Source organism: Nostoc sp. DSM 114167 (genome assembly GCF_052692655.1).
Genome location: NZ_CP195116.1, coordinates 3,599,629 through 3,625,991 on the forward strand (window position 1 = coordinate 3,599,629; position 26,363 = coordinate 3,625,991).

Genomic DNA, 26,363 nt, shown 5'->3' on the forward strand with positions numbered 1-26,363 from the left:
GCGAAACCCAACTGATAATTTTTCCTCATCTCTTATTAGAACCTCTATCTTTTTTTGCCAGGAGGTGAATTGCGCTGAGTGAGGTTATCAATTTGCAATTGTTGCCGACCGTTAGTGATAACTTGCAACATCTGTTTGAGATCCTGCTCGATATTTCCCAAAATGCCATCGGCATAAGCATCAGCACCATCTTCAATTTCTTGAGCATGAGCGATCGCATTTTGTCGCATCAGCTCTAACTCTTGCTGACAAGCATACCGCTTGCGGTCAATCTCGGCGAGGGTTTCTTGCATTATTCCCTCACACTCTTGTTGCACTTGTCGCCGCAGTCGTTCAGCTTCCTGTTCAGCCTGGTGAATAATATCGCTTTCAGCTAAAATTTGCGCTCTTTTGGCTTGTGCAGCCTCAACAACCTGCTGTCCATACTCTTCCGCTTCTAGCAGAATTTCGTCCTTTTGGTCGAGAACTGCTGCTGCTTCTTGAAAAAGTGATGGTAAAGCCAGCCGAATGTAATCAAGCTGATCTAGCAGCTTTTCTTCATCTATGAGTGTGCGTCCCGTCAGCGGAATTCTGAGACTAGAGAGAACCATTTCCTCTAGGCGGTTGAGTTCCTGCTGAATATCTATGCTTCCCTCTCCACCGAGATATTCTTGAGAGGGGGGATTGCTTCCGTTGAGATTGGGTTCAACATTGGAGATTTCTGATTGTAGCATTGGTATATATCTAGGGCAATGTGTGGGGGAACGAGATGATCGATAGAGCCACCAAACCTTGCAATCTCTTTTACCACACTACTACTTAAAAAACTATACTCATTTGAGGTTGCGAGAAAAACTGTTTCTATTTGGGTAGAAAGAGTTTTATTGGTGTGAGCCATTTGCAGTTCCACTTCAAAATCTGACACAGCCCGTAAACCCCGGATCAAAACTTGTGCTTGTTGCATTTGAGCATAATTGACGGTAAGACCATCAAAGCTGTCTACTTTTACATTAGGTAGATGTTCTGTAGAAAGACGGATTTGATTTAGCCGTTGCTCCACACTAAAAAGTGGCATTTTGTTAGGGTTCCGTAGTACGGCGACAATCACCCGCTCAAACAGCCGACTACCGCGCCCGATGAGATCGAGGTGTCCCAAGGTAATGGGGTCGAAGCTACCAGGATAAATAGCAATCACAATTTTAAATATATCAAAGTTGTTTAGGTGATTATATCGAAACTATTTTGTGTAACTTACTCAAATCTACCATCTTGCGCTCTCAGTAAGGATGGTAAACCCAATTGTTTTAGTGGCACAAGTTATGCTCAACTAAGCGTTAGGAACTAGACTCCTAAATATGAATACTGGATTTTTACCTACGTCCCCACAATATTGTGGAAGATTTAAGTGTAGTTACAGTATTCGAGACACAAGAAACTCCGTACTTAGCAAAGTGCGCGGGTAGTTAACGAACTTTTCTAGGTAATTTTTCATGGCACTGGATTTTCCCACTTTGCCCTTGGCGTTTCAATTTACTTCTCCAGGACCGATTCTGGTGAAAATAGGGCCACTAAGTATTCGTTGGTACGGCTTGTTGATTGCCACAGCAGTTTTAATTGGCGTCATCCTTTCCCAGAATTTGGCAAAGCGCCGCAATGTTAATCCTGAGTTGCTAGGCGATTTGTTCTTTTGGTTGTTGATTGGGGCAATTCCTGGCGCACGGCTATATTACGTTTTTTTTGAGTGGTCAAAATATGCCCCAACTCCAGGAAAAATTTTTGCGATCTGGGAAGGCGGTATTGCCATTCATGGAGCGATTCTTGGTGGCGTTGTGGCTGCGTTAATCTTTGCCAAAATCAAGCAGGTTTCTTTCTGGCAATTGGCAGATTTAGTAGCACCTTCGCTGATTTTAGGGCAAGCGATCGGACGTTGGGGCAATTTTTTTAATTCTGAAGCTTTTGGCGATCCGACTGATTTACCCTGGAAGCTCTATATTCCACCAGACCATCGTCCTTTAGAATATGCTAGTTTCGATTACTTTCATCCCACCTTCCTCTACGAATCTCTATGGGATTTAATGGTGTTTACGCTGCTAATAACGTTGTTTTTCCGGTCTTTATCTGGTAAGCCACGTCTGAAGGTAGGCACACTGTTTCTCATTTACTGGCCAGCCTACAGCTTAGGACGCTTATGGATTGAAGGCTTTCGCACTGATAGCTTGATGCTGGGACCATTACGGATGGCGCAAGTAGTCAGTAGTCTAGGAATTCTATTGGGATTAGTTGGATTAGCTTGGCTTTACTTACTCAAACGCCCTTTACCCGATGTAGTTCCTACTGCTAAGGGAAATGGGGAGAGGGGGGCATGAGAGGGACAAGGGGACAAGGGGACAAGAAGAATAACTATGCCCTATGCCCAATACTTCGGCTTACCTCGGCTCCGCTCGGTACGAGTCGCTCAGTACAAGTGCTCAATTCCCAATGACTAAAAAATAAAAAATGCCCCAGAGTATTCTCTAGGGCTTAACCAGGGTGCATCTACCATTACTCTCTACTAGGGAAAGAGGGTAAATCCGGAAAGATACTGAGAAAATATCAAAAAGATTTTTTGAGGGATTGCCGTGTGTTCTTTTAAAAGTGAATATACAGAAAATGGGAGTGATAAAAAAACACTATATGGTATAGAACCATCTGTGTATATTGTCGGTGCTGGACCTGGAGATCCTGATTTATTAACCGTGAAGGCACAGAAATTACTGGCTGTTGCTGATGTAATTTTATTTGCTGATTCTTTAGTACCCGAACAAATTTTAGAACTTTGCCGAAAAGATGCCGAGATAATTAGGACTGCGAATCAGACTTTAGAAGAAATTTTGGCGATTACTCTCGATAGAGTGCGATCGCAACACAAATCTCTCGTCCGTCTCCATTCTGGCGATCCTAGTCTCTACAGCGCCATCCACGAGCAAATGCACCTCCTAAGAGAGGCAAATATTCCTTTTGAAGTCATACCTGGTATTAGTGCCTTTCAAGCTGCTGCTGCCAAACTCAAAGTAGAACTGACTGTCCCTGGTTTAGTTCAAACCATTATCTTGACACGCATCAGCGGACGTACAGAAGTCCCCATCGCTGAAGAATTAGCCACTCTTGCAGCACATCAGGCTAGCCTCTGCTTGTATTTAAGTGCGCGTCACGTCGAAAATGCCCAAGCTAAACTACTCGAACACTATCCAGCCGAAACCCTAATTGCGATTTGCTTTCGCATCGGCTGGCCTGATGAAAAAATCAAGGTTGTCCCTTTGAATCAAATGGCTGAATGTACTCATCAAGAAAAACTAATTCGCACAACACTTTATATAATTAGTCCAGCCCTCTCGACAACAAAAGGGCGATCGCGTTTATATCATCCCGAACATAGTCACCTATTTCGCTCAGAATAGTCCAAAAAATATAGCAACAGAGATGTCAATACCGAAAAAAGGTACAAGAAAAATAATAATTGATGGAGAACCATTCATCTGGCTAATCCGAAGACAAGCTACTAACTCTCAAGCAGACTATGCTGATGGACATCTCCATGTTGCCGTAGAACACGCTACTGAGCCTGGCTCAGTATTAGTGATTATTACTGATACGCTTCATCCACAAGGGTACAGCCTTATTAATAGCAATCTCGTGCCAATACAACTTCAAGATGCATCAGGAGAGGTTCGGGTTTGGAGAATTGAGCGGAGGTATGAAATAACCGCAGTTACACCAAAAGACGTAGCGTTATGGATAAAACAAGCTATGCAAATAGGATGGTTGCCTAGAAAGTCAGGTATAACCTTTAAGGTTAACGTTATTGGCAGTAGTATGAAAAAAGCTGCAACTAGGGAAAAAATACCCTTAAATTTTTATTAGCAAAAACTTTTAGAATATTAAACTGTACTCTGCTTTTAGATAAGCTTAAGAGTGTAATAAAATCCAAAATTCCAATTTGGTACTATGCCATTAATTAAAGTGCAAACTTCTGCATCTGCTCCTCAAAAAGCTGAAATTGAGTCGATGCTTTTAAACCTATCAGCCAAGTTGGCGAAACATTTGGGAAAACCAGAATCTTATGTAATGACTGCTTTTGAGCCAGAAGTTCCTATGACTTTTGCAGGAAATACAGACCCAGTTTGCTACATTGAAATTAAGAGTATTGGCACGATGAAGCCAGAGCAAACGGCAGCAATGAGTCAAGACTTTTGCCAGCAGATTAACCAAACTCTAGGTGTGCCGAAAAATCGCATTTATATAGAGTTTGCAGACGCTAAAGGGGCAATGTGGGGCTGGAACGGCACAACTTTTGGCTAATTTACCGTCTTCTTTGGTCAAGGCTAACTTTATCTAGCAGGTGTAGGATAGAGATCCTACATCAACTCTTGATTTTTTTATGTCTGCTACGCCTCTTGTATCTCAGGTTGACTTCAACTCAGAAAAATCAGAATTAATCCCTCCCCTTCTAGGTGCTTCTCTGGCAGAGTTAACTACTTGGGTGCAGCAACAAGGACAACCTGCTTACAGAGGAAAGCAGCTGCATGAATGGATCTACGACAAAGGGGTGCGATCGCTAGCTGATATTTCTGTATTTTCCAAGCAATGGCGGCAAGAAGTGGCAGAAGTTCCAATTGGGCGCTCAATTTTACATTACCGCTCTGAGGCTCCCGATGGTACAGTGAAATATCTTTTACGATTAACAGACGGGCAGATTATTGAAACTGTAGGTATCCCCACCTTTGCAGAAAGAGGAGAAGGCCCAAAAGCCCGTTTGACAGTTTGCGTCTCTACTCAGGTGGGTTGCCCAATGGCGTGTGATTTCTGCGCCACTGGTAAGGGAGGCTACAAACGCAACCTAGCACGGCATGAAATTATCGATCAGGTGTTAACTGTGCAAGAAGATTTTCAGCAACGGGTTAGCAATGTGGTGTTTATGGGACTGGGCGAACCGTTGTTGAATACTGAGAATGTTTTAGCAGCTTTGAAATGTCTCAATCAAGATATCGGTATTGGGCAGCGATCGCTTACAGTTTCCACAGTGGGTATTCGCGATCGCATCCGTCAGTTCGCACAAAATAATTTGCAAATCACTTTGGCTGTAAGTCTCCACGCCCCCAATCAAGCACTACGAGAAAAACTCGTCCCTAGCGCCCGTGCCTATCCTCTGGAAGATTTACTGGCTGAATGTCGAGAATATGTAGAAATCACTGGCCGCCGCGTTACCTTTGAATATATTCTCCTGGCTGGTGTTAACGATTTACCAGAACACGCATTAGAACTTTCAAAATGCCTGCGAGGATTCCAAAGTCATGTGAATTTGATTCCTTACAATCCTATCCAAGAAGTAGACTACAAACGCCCTAATCGCGATCGCATTCAAGCATTTGTCAACGTCCTTAAGCAACAAAATACTGCTGTTAGTGTCCGTTATTCCCGTGGTTTAGAAGCCGATGCTGCTTGCGGACAATTGAGAGCAAGTAAAAATTAAACTTGTTGCAGTCTATTCTATGAATGAATATCAAACCGCAGATAAACAGAGATATGTCTTCAGATACATCTCTGTTTATCTATGGCGTAAAACCGCTTGAGATCCCTTTGTTAACTTACCCACCGCAGGTAGATTTACGGTAATCCGGCAAACCATGTAAAAAATTTAAATGTATAATTTAATTAAAATGAATATCTAATGAATATCTAATAAGCAAGAGTTTTATGAAAAATCAAGAGAATGCACTGGATATAACCTTGATTTAGAAAGCTATTCCCAACGCACTAATATTTAGAACACGTCGCCGACTGAAGAATGTTGGCGTAGTCAGCCGTAAGTATCGCGTAAGCCCATAACGCTAAATAAGACATTAGCTTCAGTTAACTATTGCAAGCCCCTATATTGATGTATAGGGAAATTTTGTTGACATTTTAAGGGTTTAGCGATCGCTCAACCTAACTTATAACAATTGAGGAAATAATTGTATGTTGAATCGCTTATCGTTGGTTAAAGTATGGCTACCATTGATTGTGCTTGCCAAAGCTTTATCGATTAATTCTCCTGTTAATGCCCAAATAATTCGGACGAATCCCCAGACGCAAGATTCACTTCAAGAAAGAGTCAGACAACAACAGGATCGGCAAAATCAGCAAACACAAGAACGAATGAATGAAATATGGCTACGACAAAATTTTCAACAGCCACAACAACTACAACAACAACAGACAATACAACAGCAAGAATTTACACGACAACAGCAAGAAATCTTCCGCCAGCAACAATTGAGACTACAACAGGAAGAAACAAGACTACAACAGCAAGACTTTTCACGACAGCAACAACTAAGAATACAACAGCAACAACTTAGACAAGATCAACAAATTAGACAACAGCAACAATTTAGGTTACAAGAACAGATCCGACAGCAACAACTCAGATAACAGAATAATCTGTAAAGTCTTTAAAATTTTTGACAAGTAACTTTATTATTAGAAATTAGAGAAAACATTCTCTAATTTTTAATTTTTATTATCTAGCGCTGTGCATAAATTCCTGGTGCATAAGCCTCAATTACTTTGCCAGTGCGAGTGCAACTAATCATCAAGTAGTCACAACTAGAGCATTGTGTTCGAGTTAATTGACTATCAGTAATATAATAACGTTCTGCTTGGCAGCCGCAATTTGGGCAGTAAATCTTTTGTACTGTCTGCATTTTAAAACCCCTGGTTGTAAGTATTTTTTATTGGAGAGAACTGCCAGTTAAAGTAGCAATGATTTTGGTTTGAACCAACTTAACAAACGACTTTAATATTGGCTAATTATTTTAAACAAAATTTCAGATTTGAAAAAGTTTTCGATATCCTTTTTGATATCTTTGTATATTATCCTATAATTTAAGTGATTTTACCCTCTTACTTTAGATACATAAATTATCTTTAAATTAGATACTGCTTAGAGATTTACTGATCCCTATGACGAATGCCTTGAGAGAGGCTTATTTATAGTCATCTTGGGCAGATGCAAAAAAAAGCCGTTCTTGTATTCAAAAATTAAACTACAGAAAATACTGTATATTTAGTAACAAAATATTTATCTTAAGGATTAGTTAATATTTGCTAGCAAGATTAGACCTCTTGCATAAGTCGAATAGACCCCCCTTAATCCCCCTTTCTGGGGCAGGTTTTTTTGATTAGACAAATTTTTGGAATTTTAAAACCAAAACCATTGTCTGAGAACTTAAAACTACGTTCAATAATTGAGAACATTCTCAACTATTTATCGAAAGCCTAAAAGCCTGCCCTTGAAAGCCTTAATCCCCCCGATATATTGGCGGAAACTTAAAATCTTGCCCCTCCCCAATACATACGGGGAGGGTTGGAGCTTTCTGGGGCAGGTTTTTTTGATTAGACAAATTTTTGGGATTTTAAAACCAAAACCATTGTCTGAGAACTTAAAACTACGTTCAATAATTGAGAACATTCTCAACTATTTATCGAAAGCCTAAAAGCCTGCCCTTGAAAGGAGGGTTGGAGAGGGGTGATTCAAGGATTTTTGCAAGAGGTCTATTTATGAGGTGAAATTCTGGTATGAAAATTTAATCAAAATTATCATAGTTACGAAATACCGTAAATTTACGGTATTTACACATCTTAAATTCTCGCAGACAACCTTAACAGAATCCTCTGCGAGAGTGGAACTAATACTTTGTCAAGCTAGTTTGAAAGGTTTGTAGTAAGGGCTAAAGTCCTTACTACAAACTTGTTTATTCATACATCAATTGAAATTTGACAAACTACTAATCTCCTCAAGCAGGATGAAAATAGTCGTAAATTTCTTGAGCCAAACGCGGCCCGATTCCTGGAACCTCGGCAAGTTGCGGGGTTGTCGCTTGCCGAATATAGTCAACTGAGCGAAAATGCCCTAGTAGCTGCTTTTGTCGATGATGTCCTAAGCCAGGAATTTCATCTAAACGCGATCGCTTCAATTTATCACTGCGCTGTTGACGATGGAAACTCACTGCAAACCGATGCGCTTCATCCCGCAGCCGCCGCAACAACTGAACCCCAGGTTGTTCTGCATCAGTCGTCAAGGGTTTAGATTCTCCTGGTAAAAAAATCTCTTCTCGCTGCTTTGCTAAACTTACAACTCGCAAGTCTTCTAATAAATTCATCTCTTGCAAAACGGCAACAACTGATGATAACTGACCTTTACCACCATCAATCATGATTAAATCAGGCCAGTCAGGATTACCCAAACGTTGTAATTGCTGATCTTCCCCATATTTACGGAACCGCCGCTGGATGACTTCAGCAAGACTGGCAAAATCATCTGAGTGTCCTGCTGTCACCGTGGGGTTTTTAATTTTGTAGTGACGATAGTGCTGTTTTGCGGGTAATCCGTCGATAAACACAACTTGCGAAGCTACAGCATTTGACCCTTGAATATGGGAAATGTCATAACCTTCAATGCGGTGGGGTACATCTGGTAAATCGAGAATGGTGGCTAAATCTTGCATTGCTTGGTGATGGCGATCGCCAAATTTCTGCATTCTTTGCAATTCATACTGAGCATTTCGCTCTACCATCTCAATTAATTCTGCTTTAGTTTGGCGCAAAGGAGTCAATATTGTGACTTTTTTGCCTTTACGTTGAGTTAAGACATCTGCCAATATTTCCGTATCTGGTAAATCATGCTGTACCAAAATCTCTAAAGGGATTTCTACGGAATCAGCAGTTTGGTAATGTTCCTCTAAAGCTCGTTGTAAAATAGCTCCTGGTTCTGCGTGAGCATCCGCCACAAAGGCTAAACGTCCTACCAATTGCCCAGCGCGAATCTGGAATAGTTGAATGCAGGCGTGCTGTTCGTCAGCTGCTAGTGCGATCGCATCCCGCGAAACAGTATCATCTGGTAAGGAAACTTTCTGATCAGCTGTCAGCGACTTTAACCCAGAAATTTGATCGCGAATCCGCGCTGCTGACTCAAAATTCAAGTTCTCAGCGGCTGCGTTCATCTGTTGGGTCAAAATATCAATCAATTCCTGGGTTCGACCTTGAAAAACCATCGCTATTTTTTGGACAATTTTGCGATATTCTTCTGGTGAAATCATCTGTTGACAAACACCTGGACAACGCCCTAAATCAAAATTCAAGCAAGGGCGGTCTTTAAAAAGTGGTTGAGGTCGTTGTCGTTGTGGAAAAATACGCTTGCAGATGCGGACAATTTCTCGCAATAAACCAGCATCAGTATAAGGTCCGTAAAATTTATCCTTTTCTTTACCGAATTGGCGTTTACGGGTAATAAAAATTCGCGGATAATCTTCTGACCAAGTAATGCAGAGATAGGGATATTTTTTATCATCTTTGAGCAACACGTTAAAGTATGGCTGGTGCTGCTTGATCAAATTGGCTTCTAACGCTAAAGCTTCAGCTTCAGTATCAGTGACGATGAATTCAATTTCTGTCACTAACTTGACCATCGTGGCGATCCGTTCAGTCTTGTTGTAGCCATCCCGGAAATAGGAACGGACACGCGATCGCAATTTACGTGATTTACCTATATATATAATGCGATCGCTCTTGTCCCGCATGAAATAAACCCCCGGTTCCGGTGGAATTTCGGCTAGACGGTTTTCTAGTCGTTCTGGCTCTTTAACCAGTGGTAATATTTGAGTAGATATTGTCACAACCAAAATTAGGTAATCTTTCTCTATTTTAAGAAAAATTATTTTTTTGTGCCGATTTAATAAATTATTTATCAAGTAAATATAAAGTAGTAGTCATGAGTGGCATCTACCAGAACAGATGAAAAAGGGGCTGGGGACTGTGGGAGAATAATAACCCCTAACTCAGCATTCAGCACTCTTTACTCATCACTCTCAAGCCAGGTAGGCTTTTAGCCCGCATAAAGAAAAGTCTGTTGTAGTCACTTCTTTGGCTTCCAAGGTAGAGGCTCACTTGCCAAAAAACTTACTGCAAGCAGTATAACTTTGGAGCGGACGAGAGTTTGTCTAGCTGCGGCCTTAGCCATTGGCTGCTACTGTCAGAATAAAAACTTTGCTTTTTGAATTTATAATTAATATTTTTAAATCGATCGTACTTTATTATTTGAAACTTTATAGTTTAGATTAGATGCTCGTATTTCTATATTGACTTCAGTTTTTTATTCATCAATAATATGTTTGTATATTGCTTGTATAAATATCACATAAAATTTTTATTTATTGATAATATTTATGTTTATTTATTGAATTTATAATATTAAGCGAATTAACGGATTTAGTCAGTTAATTTTACGATTATGATTGAAAAATATTTATTATGATGATTTCATACAAGAGCTAAATTATGAATTTACAAGACTTTGAAATCCAGTATCGTGAGGCTATGGCTGAAACTCTTAATGAACTGCAAACAGCAGTTTTGTTATTAGCGCAAGTACAACATAAAATCTCAACAATTGGCAGTTCTGTACAAAGTCTTAGCGAGTGCGTTGAAGAGTTTATTGCCGAACAAAAAGCGGAATAAACACACAATTAGCAAAAAAGTTTATCTGTGGCGACAAGAAAACTGTTCTTCAATTGCAAGGATGAGATCCTTGAGTTTTAAAGGTTTGACAAAATAGCTACATGCACCCAAACTCAGAGCTAGTTCTTGATCTGCTTTAAAAGCAAAGGCTGAAACCACAATGATAGGTATTTTTGACAAATCAGGTTTTTGCTGGACTTGTTTTAAGAGTGAATAACCGTCAATATCTGGCAATTTCAAGTCCAATAACATTAAATCAGGCTCGAATTTCTCTATGGTTGAGAAAAAAGCAGAACCTTCTGATAAACTTTGGACTTCATAACCACAGTAACTTAGATAGTCACTAAGCAACATCCGATTAAGGTAATGGTCTTCAACTAGTAAAATTCGTCTAACTTTGTGTGACTGCAATGGCTGATTTATATTGAGTAATTGTACTGTCATTGCTACCTATTATCTGATTATCTTAATTAAAAGCTAGTAATTATTACCATAAACTAAAACAGTAGTGCATTTAAAGAGTGAAACAAATAGAAATTGTACTTATACGATTTAAATCCAAAATATAAATCAATCAAATTTAGCTGCACTATAGGAATCCGCTTTGATTCCTGAAATTATTTGCGTAGGGAGGGAACGGGGAACAGCGAAGAAGGAATAAAAGTGTACTGAGTTTTTTTCAAAAATCAAACACGAGTCATATACAATACTAAAATGATAGTATTATTAAATGTAATTAAATCAAAAATTAATCTTTTTTTTACTAATTTTTTATAATCTAGAGTATTAAGTTAACTTCTGTTTTTACAAATTTACTTGCCTAAATTTTATGAGTAAAACTACTTAAGTAATACTGGTACTAATATTATGGTAATAGCCCTTCTTGAAGCCGTGAGGGTAAGCAATACTATTGTTGTGCAAAATCCATATTATAAACAAGTTAACTTGCTAGGGGTATACAGATGTAGAATTTTGCAACCGATTCATTTGTTGCAAGTATTTTTAGAAATAGTATAACCTAGAAGACTAAATTTATTATAGCTGCAAGGAATTATTCATCAAAAAAGGGAGCTAACAGCTCCCTTACTTATTTTTTGGAATGCAAACCGGAGTTTCAACCAGATACTTTTTTTAACTTGCGTTGTGTAACAAAGATACCAGCAACACCTAAAATACCAAATACTACTGAGGGTTCTGGTACTGAAGATGGAGAGACATACTTAGGTGTTGACCAAGTGTAAATTGCACTATAGGATACACCATCATCAGAAGCAGTAATACCGGATGCAGTGGGGTTAAAGCTATAGGCATAGTAAGTTTGACCGCCAGTAACGACCTTAGCAATTTCACTAGCCGCAATTTCACCTTGATATGCATTTAATGCAGCTTGCAGAGTCAGTACATCTTTAAATGATGTGAGTTGAGAGATTTGACCTGGTAGCTGATTTTTGAAAGTATTTAAGTCACTAATTTGACCCGTCAGTTGAGTTTTAGTGGTATTTAGTGAAGTGATTTGACCCGTCAGTTGAGTTTTGGTAGTATTTAGTGAAGTGATTTGACTCGTCAGTTGAGTTTTGGTGGTATTTAGTGAAGTGATTTGACTCGTCAGTTGAGTTTTGGTGGTATTTAGTGGAGTGATTTGATTCGTCAGTTGAGTTTTGGTGGTATTTAGTGAAGTGATTTGACTCGTCAGTTGAGTTTTGGTGGTATTTAGTGAAGTGATTTGACTCGTCAGTGTTTGCCTTGTTCCTGCATTGGCTGGAGTGTTAGGAATTGCGTTCAGCTGTGTTTGCAGTGATGCAATTTGTCCAACAGTTGTGTTCAGTTGTGTTTGTAGTGATGCAATTTGTCCGACAGTTGTGTCTAGTTGTTTTTGCAGTGGTGCAATTTGTCCGGCAGTTGTGTCCAGTTGTGTTTGTAGTGGTGCAATCTGTCCGGGAATTTTGTCTAGTTGTGTTTGCAGTGTGGTAGTCTGTCCGGGAATTTTGTCCAGTTGTGTTTGCAGTGTAGTAATCTGTCCGGGAATTGCATCCAGTTTTGTTTGCAGTGTAGTAATCTGTCCGGGAATTGCATTCAGTTGTGTTTGTAGCTGTGGAATTAAACTTTCAACTTGTGAAAGGGTTGGTGAAGTCGTTTGTTGAGGAAACTGTGATTTAATTGCATTCCACTTTTCATCAACCTTAGTAGAAATAGTTGTTGCAAGTTTAGTCTTTACATCCAAGTGACCAACTAACTTCAGTTCCACCCCGCCATTTTGACCGAATTGGAAACCACCAATGTTAGGATCTCCCATTCCCAAGGAAGGAAAATAACTAGTTACTAGTGATTTGCTGTCGGCTGAAAATCCATTCCAAACTGATTGAAATGGCGTGTAGCTACTCAATAAATCGCCTAGCCATTGCGAACCAAAACTATTCCAGTCATTAGCAGTGACACTACTAACGGTAGCACTGTAGTTTCCTTTTGTGGCGGTGAAGCCAACATTAGAACCTGGGGTTTCGCTACTATACCAAAGCTCAACGTTAGAACTGGAGTCGTTATCTGTCAAAGCTTTGATCGCAGCTTTAGTACCACCTTGGGCATTCCCTTTAATGAAGGTACCATTTGAGCCACCAGTGTAAGTGTTAATTTCTCCATTATTATCGAAGCTAAAAGATGTAGCGTGTGCTGGGGCAGTAGCAAGAGCGCTCATACCAATAGCCATTGAGGCACCAATTACAAGTGTCTGAAAAGTCGTTTTCATTGTTTTCAAGTCTCTGTCAGTTTGGAAGTTAAGTTTTAAACTACTGTCGTTTTTAGGCTTGGGCTTTCTTGACCACAGGTTTTTTAGCTATACAGATGCTTACCTGCATTGTTAGCCGTCTTTAGTATCTAAGCGTACAAACCCAGTTTAAGAAACGAGGAGACCTGATTGGGTAAAGTTAACGCTGATTATCAATAAAAAGATCAAGAATGTTTTGATAGTTTTATACGTTTAATTACGTATTTTTTATGAATATACATAGTTACAAAAAATATCGTACAATCTTTTTCAGATCAGTACAATACGGTGATTAGTACGGATGTACAAATGTGCATTAATGCCAACTAAAGCTGAAATCTCCTGACTGTATGAGTTTTGCCCTCACCCTCAGATATTCTCCTTATTTGGAACGGGGGAGGAAATTCTCCAGCTCCCCTTCTCGCAAATTGAAAGAAGAAGTTAGGGGATAAGGGCAACTCTAGAACGTTTGCTAAACCTAACTTTTACTTTAAGTTGACACCAATGCACAAATGTGTATCCTACCGCGTGTTCCATTGATAGACTTTGGCGCCAAAAATCCTTGGCGTTCAGCTTGAGAAGAAATTTAATGAAGAAACTCAGCCATTCTTTCTACAGCAATTTCTAACAAAGGTGGCTCATGCACCAAAGCAAAACGGACATACCCTTCTCCAGATTTGCCAAAGCCAGCACCTGGAGAAACTGCTATACCAGTTTGTTTGACTAGCTGGGTACAAAATTCTACGGAGTTTTCACTCCAAGGTGAGGGCAATTTTGCCCAGATGTACATTGTGGCTTCGGGAGTAGGAACATTCCAGCCAATACGGTGTAAAGCATTGATGAAAGCATCACGCCGCCTCTGGAAGGTGATAACAGCAGATTTTACGCCAGATTGAGGGCCAGTTAAGGCAGCGATCGCACCATTCAAAATTCCCCGATACTGATTAAAATCAACGGCGGCTTTTACCTGGCGTAAGGCGTTAATTAACTGAGCATTACCGATGGCATAGCCAATGCGGAAGCCGCCCATATTGTAGGACTTGGAAAGGGTGAAAAATTCAATCGAGACGCTTTTTTCTGGATCGGCTTGCAGAATTGAAGGGACTAGGGATTTTGGATTTTGGATTTTGGATTTTGAATTGGGAAAAGAATTGCTCCACTCCCCAGTTTCCCCAAATACCAAATCTACGTAGGGAAAATCGTGAACCAACACGAGATTGTGTTGTTGACAGAAGGCGACAGCTTCTTGGAAGAAAGATAAAGGTGCGATCGCAGCGGTGGGATTATGAGGATAACTTAATACCATCATCCGCGACTGCGCCAAAACTGGGACAGGAATATCAGCAAAAACTGGTAAAAAACCATTTTCTGCCAGTAGTGGCATCGGGTAGATTTGACCGCTGGCTAGGTAGACTCCCCCTGCATGGGATGGATAACCTGGATCGAGCAACAGGGCAAAATCTCCTGGATTAAGTATTGCTAGGGGTAAATGGGCTGTGCCTTCTTGAGAACCAATTAGAGGTAGTACCTCAGTTTGAGGATCGACTTTGATACCAAATTTTTGTTCGTACCAGTTAGCCGCGGCTTCGCGAAATCCAAGGGTACCGTTAAACAACAGATAACCGTGGGTAGTGCGATCGCCAAGAGACTGGGCGATCGCCTCAAGAACGTGGGACTCGGCTGGTAAATCGGAAGACCCCAAGGATAAATCAATTACCTCTCGGCCAGCGGCCAAAGCGACAGCCTTGGCTCTGTCCATATCAGCAAATACATTCGATTTTAGGGGTTGTAAACGTTTTGCAAACTGTATGTTAGTCATTTGTCCTTTGTCATTTGTTCTTTGTCATTTGTCCTTTGTCATTTGTCAAATGACCAATACTTCTCTACCAGAGGCTGCATCAAGGGGAACGCTCAGTACAAGTGACCCATGACCAATACTTCGACTTACCTCGGCTTTGCTCGGCACGAGTCGCTCAGTACAAGTGACCAATGACTAATGACCAATGACCAATGACTAATTACTATTTAAGTGGGTATCTAGGAGAGCAAGTAATTTCTCTTTGCCGATGACTCCCTCGGTGGATATCAAAACTTCTTGGTCTTGAAATAATCTGAGGGCGGGTACACCTTCCACTTGATACTGCTTAACAGTCAGTGGGTTGGGGTCAATTTCCATTTTAACGACTTTGAGGCGATCGCTATATTTGCTAGCAGCTGAGTTAATCAGGGGCGACATCAATTGACAAGGCCCACACCAGGAAGCCCAAAAATAAACTAATACAGGCTGCTCGGCTTTTAACACTTCGGTTTCAAACTCAGCATCGGTTATGGTGATTACAGCCTTACTCATTGTAGTCTCCATCAGGTGGCGATCGAAGTTGGCACACACAATACTTTATCCCAAAGTTGTCAATAGTCCATAGTTAATAATTTATAGTTATTAGGATTGTTAACTATTGACTAATGACGTAAAATCCCACAGCCAACAGGTGTGGGACTAGCTCAAATAAGTTTTCTGTCAATTTTACAGTTGATCCAATTGCTTGCGTAAGGAATCTAACTCAGCATCAACCACCTCATTAGATTTAGGAGCAGTGGTTTGTTGTTGCGGTGGCAGTTGGGCTTGATTTTGGGGAGCGGCAGGTGGTAACATCTGGGCTTTCAAAGCTGCCAATTCATCATCAACATCGCTACTACCTTCCAATCTAGCAAATTGACTTTCTAAATCGGCACCTGCTAACTCTTGCCCTGCCTGGGCCCGGGCTTCTTGCATCAAGACTTTTTCTTCCATCCGCTCGAAGGCAGACATTGCACTACTAGTATTCATCCCACGCACCATGCCTTCGAGTTGCTCTTGGGCTTTGGCAGTGGTGATTCTAGCTTTGAGCATTTCTTTCTTGGTTTTAGCCTCAGAAATTTTGCTTTCCAGCTGGATTAAGTTGCGCTTGAGGGTATCAACTTGAGTGCTTTGTGTATCTAAACTAGCTTTGAGAGATGTGCTGCTGTCAGTATAAGTTTTCTTACGCTCTAGAGCTTGTCGTGCAAGATTCTCATCACCTTTTTGCAGCGCTAGTTGGGCATTGCGTTGCCACTTATTGATTTCATTTTGGGCATCATTGTACTGTTTCTCACTGCGTTTTTGGGCGGCGATCGCTTGAGCTACTCCCTGACGCAGCTGTACCAAGTCTTCCTGCATTTCCAGGATGGCTTGCTCTAGCATTTTTTCGGGGTCTTCGGCTTTGTTAACCAGGTCGTTGAGGTTAGAACTAACTACTCGCTTAATGCGATCAAATAATCCCATAACTTTGTTTTTCCTTGTGTGATTTACGCTCTTTGTTGGACAGTTAGCTTTTTTACTTTTTTATAGCTACCTATTTCAATGTAATCTTTCCAGTTTGAATCAGTACCTCCTAACAACTCTTAATTGTTAAGATATGCCAAACTGGGGTAATTAGTCGAACTTCAAGAATCCTGAGTTTTGGGTAACTGCTGTTGGGGAGGCTGCTCTGTCTTTTGGTCCTCAGTTAGGATTTTGTGCTGTGTGTTTTCTGACTGCTTGAAAACCTGCACCTTCATCGCTGCCAATTCGGTATCTACATCATTAGATTCTAAAGAAGTAAATTGTGTTTCCAAGTCGTCGCTACTAAGTTGAGCTATGGCTTCTGATTGAGCTTCTATCTGTGAAACTTTTTCTTCCATACGCTCAAAGGCACTCAGACTGTTATTAGCAGAAACTCCGCCGAGCATTTCTTGGAGGCGATAAGACGCTTCAGCAGAACGCGCGCGGGCAATATACATATCTTTTTTAGTTTTCGCCTCGGAAATTTTTAACTCTAGCGATCGCATATCCTTTTTTAGCCTAGCAACTATCTCGTTTTGCTGCTCTATCTGCGAACAGAGGGCTGTAGTAGTTTCTTTATAGGCTTGGCGCTTAGTCAAAGCTTCACGTGCTAGAGGTTCATTGCCTTGTTGCAGCGCTAATTGGGCGCGGCGATACCATTCTTCCGTTTGCGACTGAGCGGCCGCTGCTTGTCGTTCGGTGCGTTTCTGGGTAGCGATCGCTTGTGCTACACCCTGCCGCAACTGCACCAGATTTTCCTGCATTTCCAGGACAGCTTGCTCCAAAATCTTTTCTGGATCTTCTGCACCACCGATCAAACTATTGAGATTAGCGCGAATCACCCGCAGAATACGCTTGATTAATTCCATATCGGCTCTCCAACGAAATCCAGTTCTGAGTGCTGAGTTCTGAGTGCTGAGTGCTGAGTGCTGAGTATAATTATTCTTTTTTGTCACAGGGTAGTTATGAGTTATGGAGTACTGAGTGCCTAATTAAAGTTTTGAGTATAATATTTTTTGTTGTGAGGTCGTAAACAAACAATATTTTGTCTCTTTGTCTCTACCACTCAGCATGGGCTAAACCTGCTACCACTCAGCACTCAGCACTCCCTACTCAGCACTTATTGGCTCAGGACTGTTATCTCATGGTATCGTAGATTTTTGCAATTCATGGCTGCTGAACTCGTGCCTTGATTCCCTTCGCTTCTAACAGTTTCATCTGTTGTTTTACTTGCTCTTTAGTTTTAAAAGCACCCAGATAAATCAATTCTTTGTTAAGCGATAAATAAGCATCAGGAATTATTTGCCGTGCTGAGGCAAAAGCTGCTCCTTTATTATCTATCACTACATGATAAAACCCATCTGTTCCTGGTTTGATTTCTGTATCTGGCTTTGGTGACGTTGCGATTGGCTTGGGCGAGGTTTTTGTCGGTGAAGTGGAAGGTAAAGAAAGAGGAGGCAAGGATTGTATTCTCGGTACTGGTGCTAAGGCGATCGGGTTGGTCGGTTGGGCTGTATTGGGGTTAGACAATGCCCCTTGAGGATTTGCGGGGTTTTGGGGAACAACTGGATTAGGCACTACTGCGGGGGTTGGTTGGACTTTGGGTTTTAAGCCAACTACATCATTGGGATCTCTTACTTCAGGAAACTCTTCAGTAGCTAGATTGGGATATTTGGGTATAGATGTGCTTGGTGGCTGAATTTGAGGTTGGACATTACTCCCAACTTCCTCAGTATTTTCTGGTGTGGGGGAGGAGTTGCCGTTAAATAAATTGCCTAAATTCCATTGTGGCAAGCTTTTGGGATTGAAGACTGCATAACCCAAGATCAGACTAGCTACCAATAGCAGCAACATGGAGCCAATACCCAAAGGTGATAGCAGACTATCGTTAGAATTGCTTGGTTTCTTGGTGGTTTCTGGTTGTTCTTCTGTCAGACTTCGCAGCAGTGCTTCACTAGACTCTAAATAGTCATCTGGGTGCTTGGGGCTATCATCTGTCTGCAAGTGATTTTCGCTTTTAGTATTTTTAACGATTGCTGGCACGATACTGCTATTAAAGTTGGGTGGGGGTGGTGGAAGTTGAGTTTGTGTTTTGGCTGCATTGGAGGTAGAGGGCGCATTCAGATTATTCAGTTCCTCAATTGCCGTAGTTGGTGCTGGATTCATCTCAGGATTCACAGCTACAGATGCGGGTGAAACATCAATTTTTGCCGTAGCTGGCGCTGGATTCATCTCAGGATTCACGGGTACAGATACAGGCGATACGTTGGTTTTAATTTCCGTTGCTGATGACTGAGTTGCGCCCAATATTGTCGAAATGGTACTTAACGGTTGGGGTTGTCCGCTGATGTAACTTGCAACACGGGACTGCTTAGATGACACCAAACCAGTTCGCGTGCGTCGGTATCGAGCTAACTCTTGATCTAGTGGCACCTCTAAACTTGCTAGTGCTGCTGCTAGTACTGGTTTCAATCCAGGTGTTTTAGACGATTGATGAGTGCTGGAGTCGTTCAGGGAGTTTTGAGTCATTGCCTTTTTGCCTCAAACGTAGATTACTGGAATCAACTTTTAGATAGATATATTTTGTGATAATAGTAGCGGAAATTATTTAAATAGATAGAGTGGGCATTGGGCATTGGGCATGGAGAAGAGACAAGGTAGACAAAAAAGAGGGGGGAGACTTGGGAGAGACTTGTTCAATAATTTCCCCTTGTCCTCCTTGTCCCCTTGTCCCCTTGTCTCCCCTGCTCCCGTGCTTTCCACTCCCACACTCCCCACTTTGAACGATGTCGTTGAAATCAATTAATGATGTTTTAAGGATTCTGGAAAAGCAATCGAAATGGCAGGAGCAACCATTTCAACGCCTGCTCAAGTGTTGGGCAGAAGTTGTTGGCCCAGTAGTTGCCGCAAATACTCGACCATTATTAATTCAGCGTGATGTTTTGTCGGTAGCAACTTCTAGTGCTGCTTGGGCGCAAAACCTGACTTTTGGTCGCACATCTCTACTTTTAAAGTTGAATAAAAAGCTGCCAACGCCTTTGGTTGATATTCGCTTCTCTACTGCTGGCTGGCAGAATCCGTTGGTGGAAAGAAAACAGCAACAAACGGTTTCGCCTCATGAGCATCCCAGTTACCTTGGTGATGAGATTAACCGCCCCGATCCTATACCTACCAAGGATGTAAATGCGGCTTTTGGATATTGGACAAAGATTGTGCGATCGCGATCGCATGGCTTACCCTTTTGTCCCCAGTGCCAATCTCCCACCCCTCCCGGTGAACTCCAGCGCTGGGAAGTCTGTTCTGTCTGTGCTGCTAAACAGTTTTCAAAGCAAAATAGTTGAGCGATTATTTGTTGAGCAAAGTTTATCCTGAAATAACTTGCTGCTATTACATCAAATTTTTATGATTCTTGAGAAAAAGTATAATTTGCCGCTGAAATATGCCAAATGTGGTATGCAAAGCAGACTATTTATGTGAAATTCTATGCCTTAAGCCATCCTTAAGGAGGAATTTAAAAGGCTGAATAAATCAAAAGCTTTAGTTTTAGTCTTGATCCCTAATAAGTTTTAGACGATACCTATATATAACTGCTTTAGGAATTATTTAAATATATAACAAGATTATAAAAATATCCTGAAGTTTATTTTTTACTTGGGATCGCTGAAACCTATAGAAAATAATGACTTTTTGGCTTTTCTCCGTCTTTATATATAGAAGCAGAATATAAAGATGAAATTCAGCCAGAAACAACACTAAAGATGAATCCGAATGAAACCCATTAAAGTTTTAGCATCTGCCTGTAGATATTGCCGTCATTACCAGCCAGAAGGTCGCCGTGGTGGAACGTGCCAGCAGTTGGGCGCACCAGTTCAAGCGACTTGGAAAGCTTGCTCTTTGGCGCTTCCACCTTTTGCACCTTCTTGGGAAACCTTAGAAGATGCTTGGGGTTTACCAGATGCAGCTCCAGTTTTAACATCTTGTCAATCTTTAGCTTCAGATTTCGATAATGCTGTTGCTCCTCTAGAGGAAATAGCTGCCTCCATATCTGAACAGGTAAAAACTAAAGCAGTGGTTATTTAGTCATCCATTATTACTGGACTGAGTTTGTAGTCTGCTTAAAATAAGATTTGTTTTTAAGATTTTTAGTGCTGTAAAAGTTGATATATACAAAAATCGCACCTTACTATAGGGTGCGATTTTTGCAATTCTAAGGTAGCCAAGGAAAAGAGCGAAAATCTGGTGGACGCTTTTCAAGAAAAGCTTGTTTGCCCTCAGCTCCTTCTTCTGTCATGTAATAAAGTAGGGTGGCGTTGCCAGCAAGTTCTTGTAAACCAGCTTGTCCGTCACAATCAGCGTTAAAAGCAGCTTTAAGACATCGAATTGCGATCGGACTTTTTTCTAAAATCTCTTGCGCCCATTGAATCCCTTCCGCTTCTAGTTGTTCTACTGGGACGACACAATTAATTAAGCCCATTTCTAAAGCTTGCTGTGCATCATATTGGCGGCAGAGAAACCAAATTTCTCTAGCTTTTTTTTGTCCCACGATGCGGGCAAGATAGCTGGCTCCAAAACCACCGTCAAAACTGCCGACTTTCGGGCCCGTCTGTCCGAAAATGGCATTATCGGCAGCGATGGTAAGGTCGCAAATTAAGTGTAGGACGTGTCCACCACCGATCGCATATCCAGCTACTAAAGCAATCACCACTTTCGGCATGGAACGAATCAGCCGTTGTAAGTCCAGCACATTCAAAGTGAATCCCCAGTCACTAGAACTTGTCATCTCGGATTTGAAAATTAGACTGTTTGTTGAGGAAACCAGCTATTTGCTTGACCCAGTTAGCCAGTCGATCAAACTTGTGCTTGACCATGCTTTCAATACCGTTCAGACGATACTCAACAAAAAGCTTCTTTTCGCTGTATTCGGTTAGATGCACGTCTACTTTCCGCTCAACAGTATATAAGCGATCGACAAAGTTATCTTTAAGTTGATCGACGGCTGTCAAAACAGTAATTTCAACTTTGTTAATTTTGGCATTGATATTAGCTTCCACCTGTGCTAATCGGTAGATAGCTCCTATCAAAGTAAGCAAGCCAAGAATAATAGTTAAGGCATTGTTAATGTCAATTTTCATTTTATATACCAAGCGATGTTTTTATCGCCTGAACATCATCTTCTAGGCTTGTCGTATCGCTTCCTTCATATTGATAAATGGCAATATTGGCATTAATAAACCATTTAGGAACTTGAAGGGATAGAGAATAATTAATATTTAGATCGTCAAAAGTTATTAAATTAAACTTACCTAAAAATAAACTTTCAGCTCCGCCAACGAAAGTTGCGCCCAAGCCAGTTGTTAAACTGCGGCGTAAATATCCTGCATACTTCCAAATTGCTCCGACAGGAACAGTAGTGTTAACAGACACGGCAATAATAGGTTTATCAAACACTACAGGAATATTTATTTCAGTTATTCTTTGATAGATCGGTTTCCCTGCTGAATCATTCAAGTAACTTACAGCCGGGAAAGAATCACTGTATTGCAAATGCCAATTACTTTCTATCCCTAGCTGTAAATTGCGCGTCATACATCAAGCATGGGAGATTACAAAATCAACGTGTTCGGCAAATTCATCTAAAATTTCAAACGGATTAGGAATACCGTAATGCTCCAACTTATCGAGATATTCAACGATGTCAATTTTCCCAGTCAGCCAATCTCTACCCGCTTGATTGATGGCAAGCATTCCCTGAAATTCAGATTTGGAACAGTTGCCATCAACATCAACAGATAGCAGGTCTAACGGATCGTCTGGAGTCCAAATAATTCCAGTTCTCTCTGCTATCTTGCTCATTAGCCTTCAGGAGTGAATCTAGCCCGATTTTTACCGCCGTTTCCTTCAATGAAGGTCACGTACTCTGTTGTTTCTTCGATGGCCAAAACAGCTGCGTCGTAGGCTTCACCACCAGTCCCTTGACCAAAAGGCGAAGTGACCGAATCAACATCGGGCTTTTTATACTCAGCACCAGTAATTCGACTAGCTTTCTTGACAGTCCCAGGCACAACAGAAGTGAGTGTTAGCTTGGCAAACTTAAATTTTTTCGTGTCAATCTTAATTGGCGTGGTTAATGCGGCAAATTCGGTAGCTGTAGTAGTACGGCTAGCAAGCAGCCCCAAAAGCACTGTAGCCACACCAGCACCCTGTCCAGTTTGTCCACTCTTGATCAGTTGAGTGGGAAGATAAATCTTGGTAGTGCCAGCCGTGCCAAATGGAGAAACATAGCCATCTTCTCTTTCTGCCCTTGCCCGCTTGGTTTCGTCAGTAATAGCAGCAAACTTTGCTTGCCGTTGTGCTGGAGTGGATTCTAGCCATATTAGGTATTGGTCATATCGAGCTTTCTGTGCAGGATACCGATTCAGGTCTCTAAACCCCATAAATTTTATTGGTGAGAGTTACAGTTTTCACCAACTCTAGCCCTTTAAAATCCTTAGAATTGTGTACGGAAACCTAATAGGTTTTTACCTTTATTTTCTACCGCAGTTACCCCAAAGTACTCATCTAATCTCAGGGATAACGGACTAATCCCTGATTCCTGAATGTTGTATCAATTAGAAATACAGGTGGAACAAGATTACCTAGAGAGATGTAAGCACCTCTGAATCTCAGGAGTGACACAGGTCTATACCGTCGATTTTGTACCTGTTTGCCTAAAATTGTAGTTTTTCCGGCTGTAGCCGTTGTTGTGCTGGGTTTATCCGGATCGTTCAGTAATACCCTGTCTGCGTGAAATGGTACATCAATTACGTTGCAAATTTTCTCATAAATTTCTACTCCGTCAACTTTACTATTGACTAAGATGTAATTCCCTCTAGGAAATCCATTATCAGGATCGGTGTAACTTGCTGATTTATTTCCTGTGGTATAAGTTATTCCTCTACTACTTGATAAAAAAGTAGTTTTAATTTCGTTGGCTATTTCTGTCATATCTGCTTTGGTAATAGCTGGTTTAGCGTTTCCAGAAGCACAAGAGAATTTCATCAATCTGACAGATTTTTCATGCTGTATTGGTGATTCTTCAGGAGGTGAGGCCGACTCATCTTGTGAAAACACAAAAAATAATTGTGGATGCCCAGCAACTGGGGGAGCAGTATCAAATTTACTGCCATAAACTACAGCTAAATTTTTTCTGCTATAGCCGATTACATTAAAAAATAAATTATGACGCATATTCATAATTGCGTCGTTGTCGTCATCGGCAATTCTGCACGCTAATTTTAACGATGCCCGCGGCGATGATAAATCACCATTTCCTTCAACATCCCTAAAAAATCTATCTACCCGCCGATTGAATTCAGTTCTATAGGTTTGTTGGAGATGTTCAAACGGGTTAAAATCATCTGGGATATCTGCCATTATTAATCTTCTCCATCAAACAAATCGGAGAAGTCAAAGCTAAATGGCTGAGAGTTAGCAATTGATTGCTCAACCTCGTTTTTCTTATCCTTGTTCTCTTCAGTTGGAATACCACTTTCTTTTGGAGTGCCATCGGTATTCTTATCACCTTTGATGGCTGACTTGAATTCGGAGTTGGCACTATCGATTTGATTTTTAGCATCAACAATACTTACCGGAATTTGGACTACAGCCTGGATAGTATTAGCCCCAGCCTCAGCATTATTTAGGAAGGTAAAATACTTGTTGTGAAAATTGGGGTTAGGGTGAAACCATTCATAAGCTTTCTGACCCAATACGCCCCAGTATTTGAGAGCATTACCTATTTTTGCTGTATGACTACCGATAACTTCTAATGCGTTTATGGTTGTACTTACTGCGTTTGTTAGTGCGTTAAATACATTTGCTGATGCTTGATAAATTCTGTTAGCCATTGCCCATTCTTGGCTAAGTTTAGTGTAGTTGGCTTCACCAACAGCTTCTTTTATAAGAAATTCTGTTGTTTTACCAAGAACAGAATTAATATCAAGCGGCGTTCCATCAAGCCCTTTGGGTAATATTAAACCCAAGATTGTATTAATAATACTTCCAAGCGTCTGACCTAAATTATTGGTCAGCATCAGCGCATTATGTAATGTGGTTGCGAAAGTTAATACAGCAAGCGCTTTTTCGACATAAGTATTCTGAGCAATACTCGTTACTAGCCCGCTAATACCTCCCGTCACTTGTGCGCCAAGCTTGCTATTGATGATATTTAATAATGTCAACTGTGCAGCATTGCTAGCAGCATTCAGTAAGCCTAAAATTCGTTGCAAGATAGCAAGCACCGGGGCGAATGCAGTCGTAATAAATGCTCTTATTTGTGCCCTAGTACCAGTGTGCTGTGCTGTACTATTGGCTCGTGTTTGTGTGTGCTGCTGAATAATTAAAGCTCTCAGGCTTGCTGCTTCTGCTGGACTCACGTCTCTTCCATTCCTTCCCGGTATGCCGGGTACACCTTGCCTTCCTGTCTGTCCTCTTGGCCCAGGCGTGCCGGGTAAAGTTACTACGGTTGTCACACCGTCTCTGCCTGGAATGCCTGGTATTCCCTGGATACCTTGCAATCCCCTTTCTCCCTGCCTTCCAGGAATGCCGGGTATACCTTGCAATCCACGGAGGGACTTTACGCCCTGATAAAGTGCGATCGCAGTGAGTGCCGTAGTAAGTGCTATTCCAGCTTTATTGAATGCATCTCCAGCGATGCGCTTGGCTTGTTCCCCTATTCCTTGCGCTTCATTCGCTTTCTTGTAGGCAGTGGTCGCGTTGCTGTTGGCGATCGCCGCATTGCGAACTGCACCATCTGCGGTCAATTGAGCTTGCCTTGCATTACCTAATGCACTTTCTGCCAAACCTTGTGCCCTGGCAGATGTCACCTGCGCTGCCCCTGCTTTTAGATTTGCAGCCTCACCTATACTTTTGGCATCAAGGGCGATATTTTTTACTTGTGCTGTAAGGGTTTCATTAGCGCCGATACGGTTTTGCAGTCCCAACAACTTACCAAGAACGCGGGACAAATCATTACCCAGTGCTACCACCCCGTTTTCTACTGCGTCGATTCTCTCACCAAGGGTGTTTAGTACTGCGAGCTGTTCAATCAAGGTGAATATTGTCGCAACCAGGTTAAACAACTCCAACACCCTGCCAGCTAACCTTGCTGTCGCTCCTAACGCTTCACTGCTGATACCAATTGCTTTTGCAGCATTTGCTACCGCAGTTGCAGTTTTTGATTCCAATACCCCAATAGCTTTACCAAGCCCATCGATCCTTGATCCGACACCATTTACTAACTGCCTCAGCCCAGTTGCCTCTGTTGCTGCATTAATTGCAGCCTTTGAAGCAATAGCCGCTTCAGTCGATGCAGTTGTTGCTGTTCTGCTTACTGTATTTACATATTGGTCAAGTGATTCAACTCTCGCACGAGCTTGCCTTCCCGCTTGTCCACCAAGTACAGCATCAGTAATTTTGGGTTCCAGTTGTTTTACCGCATTTTGTGCGTTCTTGCTTCCTAATACTGCATCTGTAATCTGCGGCCCGTACCTGTTGGTTATAACAGCTATACCACCAGCTACAGCAGTGGTAATGTCTGGTTGCAATGAGGCTTTAATACTGTTTTTTAGTGCGCTTTCGTTTACTGGCTTGATTGCCGATAATCTGGCATTAATAGCATTGATTTGTGCTTGTAGTTTATCGCAACAATCGCATTTACCAGCACAATCAAGCGCTGATTGCATGGCTCCAATTACGCTTAATGTACTCATA

At 41.3% G+C, this 26,363-nt stretch carries 26 protein-coding genes and 1 pseudogene; 9 read left to right on the top strand and 18 right to left on the bottom strand.

What is annotated here, in order from left to right:
* Nucleotides 1-44: 44 nt before the first annotated feature.
* Both NSTC731_RS15360 and coaD read right to left on the bottom strand, forming a co-directional pair.
* Nucleotides 45-713, bottom strand: coding sequence for a DivIVA domain-containing protein (locus NSTC731_RS15360; protein ID WP_322696300.1), 669 nt, complete (start codon nt 711-713; stop codon nt 45-47).
* A complete protein-coding gene (gene coaD / locus NSTC731_RS15365; RefSeq protein WP_445631546.1) occupies nt 623-1,174 on the bottom strand; it encodes a pantetheine-phosphate adenylyltransferase in 552 nt (183 codons plus the stop codon). Before coaD ends, NSTC731_RS15360 begins: the two co-directional genes overlap by 91 nt.
* 295 nt (nt 1,175-1,469) lie before the next feature.
* On the opposite strand from coaD, the gene lgt reads away from it, so the two are divergent.
* The 6 genes from lgt (at nt 1,470) to NSTC731_RS15395 (ending at nt 6,429) form a co-directional block, all read left to right on the top strand.
* A complete protein-coding gene (lgt, locus tag NSTC731_RS15370; protein ID WP_445631547.1) occupies nt 1,470-2,345 on the top strand; it encodes a prolipoprotein diacylglyceryl transferase in 876 nt (291 codons plus the stop codon).
* 312 nt (nt 2,346-2,657) lie between these two features.
* Complete coding sequence (gene cobM / locus NSTC731_RS15375; protein WP_445632105.1) at nt 2,658-3,416, top strand: precorrin-4 C(11)-methyltransferase; 759 nt, start codon at nt 2,658-2,660, stop codon at nt 3,414-3,416.
* Between the two features lie 22 nt (nt 3,417-3,438).
* Nucleotides 3,439-3,879, top strand: a complete 441-nt coding sequence (locus NSTC731_RS15380; RefSeq protein ID WP_445631548.1) for a hypothetical protein — start codon at nt 3,439-3,441, stop codon at nt 3,877-3,879.
* A gap of 84 nt (nt 3,880-3,963) precedes the next feature.
* Nucleotides 3,964-4,317, top strand: coding sequence for a phenylpyruvate tautomerase MIF-related protein (locus NSTC731_RS15385; protein WP_445631549.1), 354 nt, complete (start codon nt 3,964-3,966; stop codon nt 4,315-4,317).
* Nucleotides 4,318-4,396: 79 nt separating this feature from the next.
* Nucleotides 4,397-5,488: a 23S rRNA (adenine(2503)-C(2))-methyltransferase RlmN gene (gene rlmN, locus NSTC731_RS15390; protein WP_445631550.1), complete on the top strand. Its 1,092-nt coding sequence runs from the start codon at nt 4,397-4,399 to the stop codon at nt 5,486-5,488.
* A gap of 485 nt (nt 5,489-5,973) precedes the next feature.
* Nucleotides 5,974-6,429 carry a hypothetical protein gene (locus tag NSTC731_RS15395; RefSeq protein WP_445631551.1) on the top strand — a complete coding sequence of 152 codons (456 nt, stop codon included), beginning with the start codon at nt 5,974-5,976 and terminating at the stop codon, nt 6,427-6,429.
* Between the two features lie 92 nt (nt 6,430-6,521).
* Here NSTC731_RS15395 and NSTC731_RS15400 read toward each other — a convergent pair whose 3' ends face one another.
* Nucleotides 6,522-6,701 carry a replication restart DNA helicase PriA gene (locus NSTC731_RS15400; protein WP_322728673.1) on the bottom strand — a complete coding sequence of 60 codons (180 nt, stop codon included), beginning with the start codon at nt 6,699-6,701 and terminating at the stop codon, nt 6,522-6,524.
* 1,092 nt (nt 6,702-7,793) lie between these two features.
* The gene (gene uvrC / locus NSTC731_RS15405; RefSeq protein ID WP_445631552.1) at nt 7,794-9,671 is read right to left on the bottom strand and encodes an excinuclease ABC subunit UvrC; all 1,878 of its coding nucleotides are present in this window, start codon (nt 9,669-9,671) and stop codon (nt 7,794-7,796) included.
* Nucleotides 9,672-10,332: 661 nt separating this feature from the next.
* Between uvrC and NSTC731_RS15410 the strand changes: the two genes are divergently transcribed.
* Nucleotides 10,333-10,512 carry a hypothetical protein gene (locus tag NSTC731_RS15410; RefSeq protein ID WP_445631553.1) on the top strand — a complete coding sequence of 60 codons (180 nt, stop codon included), beginning with the start codon at nt 10,333-10,335 and terminating at the stop codon, nt 10,510-10,512.
* Nucleotides 10,513-10,533: 21 nt separating this feature from the next.
* Here NSTC731_RS15410 and NSTC731_RS15415 read toward each other — a convergent pair whose 3' ends face one another.
* From NSTC731_RS15415 to NSTC731_RS15445, 7 genes are all read right to left on the bottom strand, one after another.
* Nucleotides 10,534-10,956 carry a response regulator gene (locus NSTC731_RS15415; RefSeq protein ID WP_445631554.1) on the bottom strand — a complete coding sequence of 141 codons (423 nt, stop codon included), beginning with the start codon at nt 10,954-10,956 and terminating at the stop codon, nt 10,534-10,536.
* A 670-nt stretch (nt 10,957-11,626) separates the two neighbouring features.
* The gene (locus NSTC731_RS15420; RefSeq protein WP_445631555.1) at nt 11,627-13,255 is read right to left on the bottom strand and encodes an NF038130 family PEP-CTERM protein; all 1,629 of its coding nucleotides are present in this window, start codon (nt 13,253-13,255) and stop codon (nt 11,627-11,629) included.
* A 604-nt stretch (nt 13,256-13,859) separates the two neighbouring features.
* A complete protein-coding gene (locus NSTC731_RS15425) occupies nt 13,860-15,092 on the bottom strand; it encodes an LL-diaminopimelate aminotransferase (protein WP_445631556.1) in 1,233 nt (410 codons plus the stop codon).
* Between the two features lie 195 nt (nt 15,093-15,287).
* A complete protein-coding gene (locus tag NSTC731_RS15430; RefSeq protein WP_322696316.1) occupies nt 15,288-15,623 on the bottom strand; it encodes a thioredoxin family protein in 336 nt (111 codons plus the stop codon).
* Nucleotides 15,624-15,797: 174 nt separating this feature from the next.
* Nucleotides 15,798-16,574 carry a PspA/IM30 family protein gene (locus NSTC731_RS15435; RefSeq protein ID WP_445631557.1) on the bottom strand — a complete coding sequence of 259 codons (777 nt, stop codon included), beginning with the start codon at nt 16,572-16,574 and terminating at the stop codon, nt 15,798-15,800.
* Between the two features lie 161 nt (nt 16,575-16,735).
* Nucleotides 16,736-17,482, bottom strand: coding sequence for a PspA/IM30 family protein (locus NSTC731_RS15440; protein ID WP_445631558.1), 747 nt, complete (start codon nt 17,480-17,482; stop codon nt 16,736-16,738).
* A gap of 298 nt (nt 17,483-17,780) precedes the next feature.
* Nucleotides 17,781-19,142 carry a hypothetical protein gene (locus NSTC731_RS15445; RefSeq protein ID WP_445631559.1) on the bottom strand — a complete coding sequence of 454 codons (1,362 nt, stop codon included), beginning with the start codon at nt 19,140-19,142 and terminating at the stop codon, nt 17,781-17,783.
* 257 nt (nt 19,143-19,399) lie between these two features.
* Between NSTC731_RS15445 and NSTC731_RS15450 the strand changes: the two genes are divergently transcribed.
* Both NSTC731_RS15450 and NSTC731_RS15455 read left to right on the top strand, forming a co-directional pair.
* Entirely contained in the window at nt 19,400-19,954 is a 555-nt protein-coding gene (locus tag NSTC731_RS15450; protein ID WP_445631560.1) for a DUF721 domain-containing protein, read from the top strand.
* Between the two features lie 427 nt (nt 19,955-20,381).
* The gene (locus tag NSTC731_RS15455) at nt 20,382-20,693 is read left to right on the top strand and encodes a hypothetical protein (protein WP_335234149.1); all 312 of its coding nucleotides are present in this window, start codon (nt 20,382-20,384) and stop codon (nt 20,691-20,693) included.
* A 127-nt stretch (nt 20,694-20,820) separates the two neighbouring features.
* Here NSTC731_RS15455 and NSTC731_RS15460 read toward each other — a convergent pair.
* The 7 genes and pseudogenes from NSTC731_RS15460 to NSTC731_RS15490 all read right to left on the bottom strand — a co-directional run.
* Nucleotides 20,821-21,363, bottom strand: a pseudogene (locus NSTC731_RS15460) (enoyl-CoA hydratase-related protein); the annotation flags it as partial.
* Between the two features lie 16 nt (nt 21,364-21,379).
* Nucleotides 21,380-21,745: a hypothetical protein gene (locus NSTC731_RS15465; protein WP_445629050.1), complete on the bottom strand. Its 366-nt coding sequence runs from the start codon at nt 21,743-21,745 to the stop codon at nt 21,380-21,382.
* Nucleotide 21,746: 1 nt separating this feature from the next.
* Nucleotides 21,747-22,199 carry a hypothetical protein gene (locus tag NSTC731_RS15470; RefSeq protein WP_445629051.1) on the bottom strand — a complete coding sequence of 151 codons (453 nt, stop codon included), beginning with the start codon at nt 22,197-22,199 and terminating at the stop codon, nt 21,747-21,749.
* A gap of 3 nt (nt 22,200-22,202) precedes the next feature.
* Nucleotides 22,203-22,466, bottom strand: coding sequence for a hypothetical protein (locus NSTC731_RS15475; protein ID WP_445629052.1), 264 nt, complete (start codon nt 22,464-22,466; stop codon nt 22,203-22,205).
* Entirely contained in the window at nt 22,466-23,047 is a 582-nt protein-coding gene (locus tag NSTC731_RS15480; RefSeq protein ID WP_445629053.1) for a hypothetical protein, read from the bottom strand. Before NSTC731_RS15480 ends, NSTC731_RS15475 begins: the two co-directional genes overlap by 1 nt.
* A 130-nt stretch (nt 23,048-23,177) precedes the next feature.
* Nucleotides 23,178-24,026, bottom strand: coding sequence for a hypothetical protein (locus NSTC731_RS15485; protein WP_445629054.1), 849 nt, complete (start codon nt 24,024-24,026; stop codon nt 23,178-23,180).
* A gap of 2 nt (nt 24,027-24,028) precedes the next feature.
* Complete coding sequence (locus NSTC731_RS15490) at nt 24,029-26,362, bottom strand: hypothetical protein (protein ID WP_445631561.1); 2,334 nt, start codon at nt 26,360-26,362, stop codon at nt 24,029-24,031.
* Between the last annotated feature and the right edge of the window lies 1 nt (nt 26,363).

Coding starts and splice junctions, on each gene's coding strand:
- NSTC731_RS15360 (WP_322696300.1), bottom strand. CDS start 713: ATGCTACAATCAGAAATCTCCAATGTTGAACCCAATCTCAACGGAAGC.
- lgt (WP_445631547.1), top strand. CDS start 1,470: ATGGCACTGGATTTTCCCACTTTGCCCTTGGCGTTTCAATTTACTTCT.
- NSTC731_RS15380 (WP_445631548.1), top strand. CDS start 3,439: ATGTCAATACCGAAAAAAGGTACAAGAAAAATAATAATTGATGGAGAA.
- NSTC731_RS15385 (WP_445631549.1), top strand. CDS start 3,964: ATGCCATTAATTAAAGTGCAAACTTCTGCATCTGCTCCTCAAAAAGCT.
- rlmN (WP_445631550.1), top strand. CDS start 4,397: ATGTCTGCTACGCCTCTTGTATCTCAGGTTGACTTCAACTCAGAAAAA.
- NSTC731_RS15395 (WP_445631551.1), top strand. CDS start 5,974: ATGTTGAATCGCTTATCGTTGGTTAAAGTATGGCTACCATTGATTGTG.
- NSTC731_RS15400 (WP_322728673.1), bottom strand. CDS start 6,701: ATGCAGACAGTACAAAAGATTTACTGCCCAAATTGCGGCTGCCAAGCA.
- NSTC731_RS15410 (WP_445631553.1), top strand. CDS start 10,333: ATGAATTTACAAGACTTTGAAATCCAGTATCGTGAGGCTATGGCTGAA.
- NSTC731_RS15415 (WP_445631554.1), bottom strand. CDS start 10,956: ATGACAGTACAATTACTCAATATAAATCAGCCATTGCAGTCACACAAA.
- NSTC731_RS15420 (WP_445631555.1), bottom strand. CDS start 13,255: ATGAAAACGACTTTTCAGACACTTGTAATTGGTGCCTCAATGGCTATT.
- NSTC731_RS15425 (WP_445631556.1), bottom strand. CDS start 15,092: ATGACTAACATACAGTTTGCAAAACGTTTACAACCCCTAAAATCGAAT.
- NSTC731_RS15430 (WP_322696316.1), bottom strand. CDS start 15,623: ATGAGTAAGGCTGTAATCACCATAACCGATGCTGAGTTTGAAACCGAA.
- NSTC731_RS15435 (WP_445631557.1), bottom strand. CDS start 16,574: ATGGGATTATTTGATCGCATTAAGCGAGTAGTTAGTTCTAACCTCAAC.
- NSTC731_RS15440 (WP_445631558.1), bottom strand. CDS start 17,482: ATGGAATTAATCAAGCGTATTCTGCGGGTGATTCGCGCTAATCTCAAT.
- NSTC731_RS15445 (WP_445631559.1), bottom strand. CDS start 19,142: ATGACTCAAAACTCCCTGAACGACTCCAGCACTCATCAATCGTCTAAA.
- NSTC731_RS15450 (WP_445631560.1), top strand. CDS start 19,400: ATGTCGTTGAAATCAATTAATGATGTTTTAAGGATTCTGGAAAAGCAA.
- NSTC731_RS15455 (WP_335234149.1), top strand. CDS start 20,382: ATGAAACCCATTAAAGTTTTAGCATCTGCCTGTAGATATTGCCGTCAT.
- NSTC731_RS15465 (WP_445629050.1), bottom strand. CDS start 21,745: ATGAAAATTGACATTAACAATGCCTTAACTATTATTCTTGGCTTGCTT.
- NSTC731_RS15470 (WP_445629051.1), bottom strand. CDS start 22,199: ATGACGCGCAATTTACAGCTAGGGATAGAAAGTAATTGGCATTTGCAA.
- NSTC731_RS15475 (WP_445629052.1), bottom strand. CDS start 22,466: ATGAGCAAGATAGCAGAGAGAACTGGAATTATTTGGACTCCAGACGAT.
- NSTC731_RS15480 (WP_445629053.1), bottom strand. CDS start 23,047: ATGGGGTTTAGAGACCTGAATCGGTATCCTGCACAGAAAGCTCGATAT.
- NSTC731_RS15485 (WP_445629054.1), bottom strand. CDS start 24,026: ATGGCAGATATCCCAGATGATTTTAACCCGTTTGAACATCTCCAACAA.
- NSTC731_RS15490 (WP_445631561.1), bottom strand. CDS start 26,362: ATGAGTACATTAAGCGTAATTGGAGCCATGCAATCAGCGCTTGATTGT.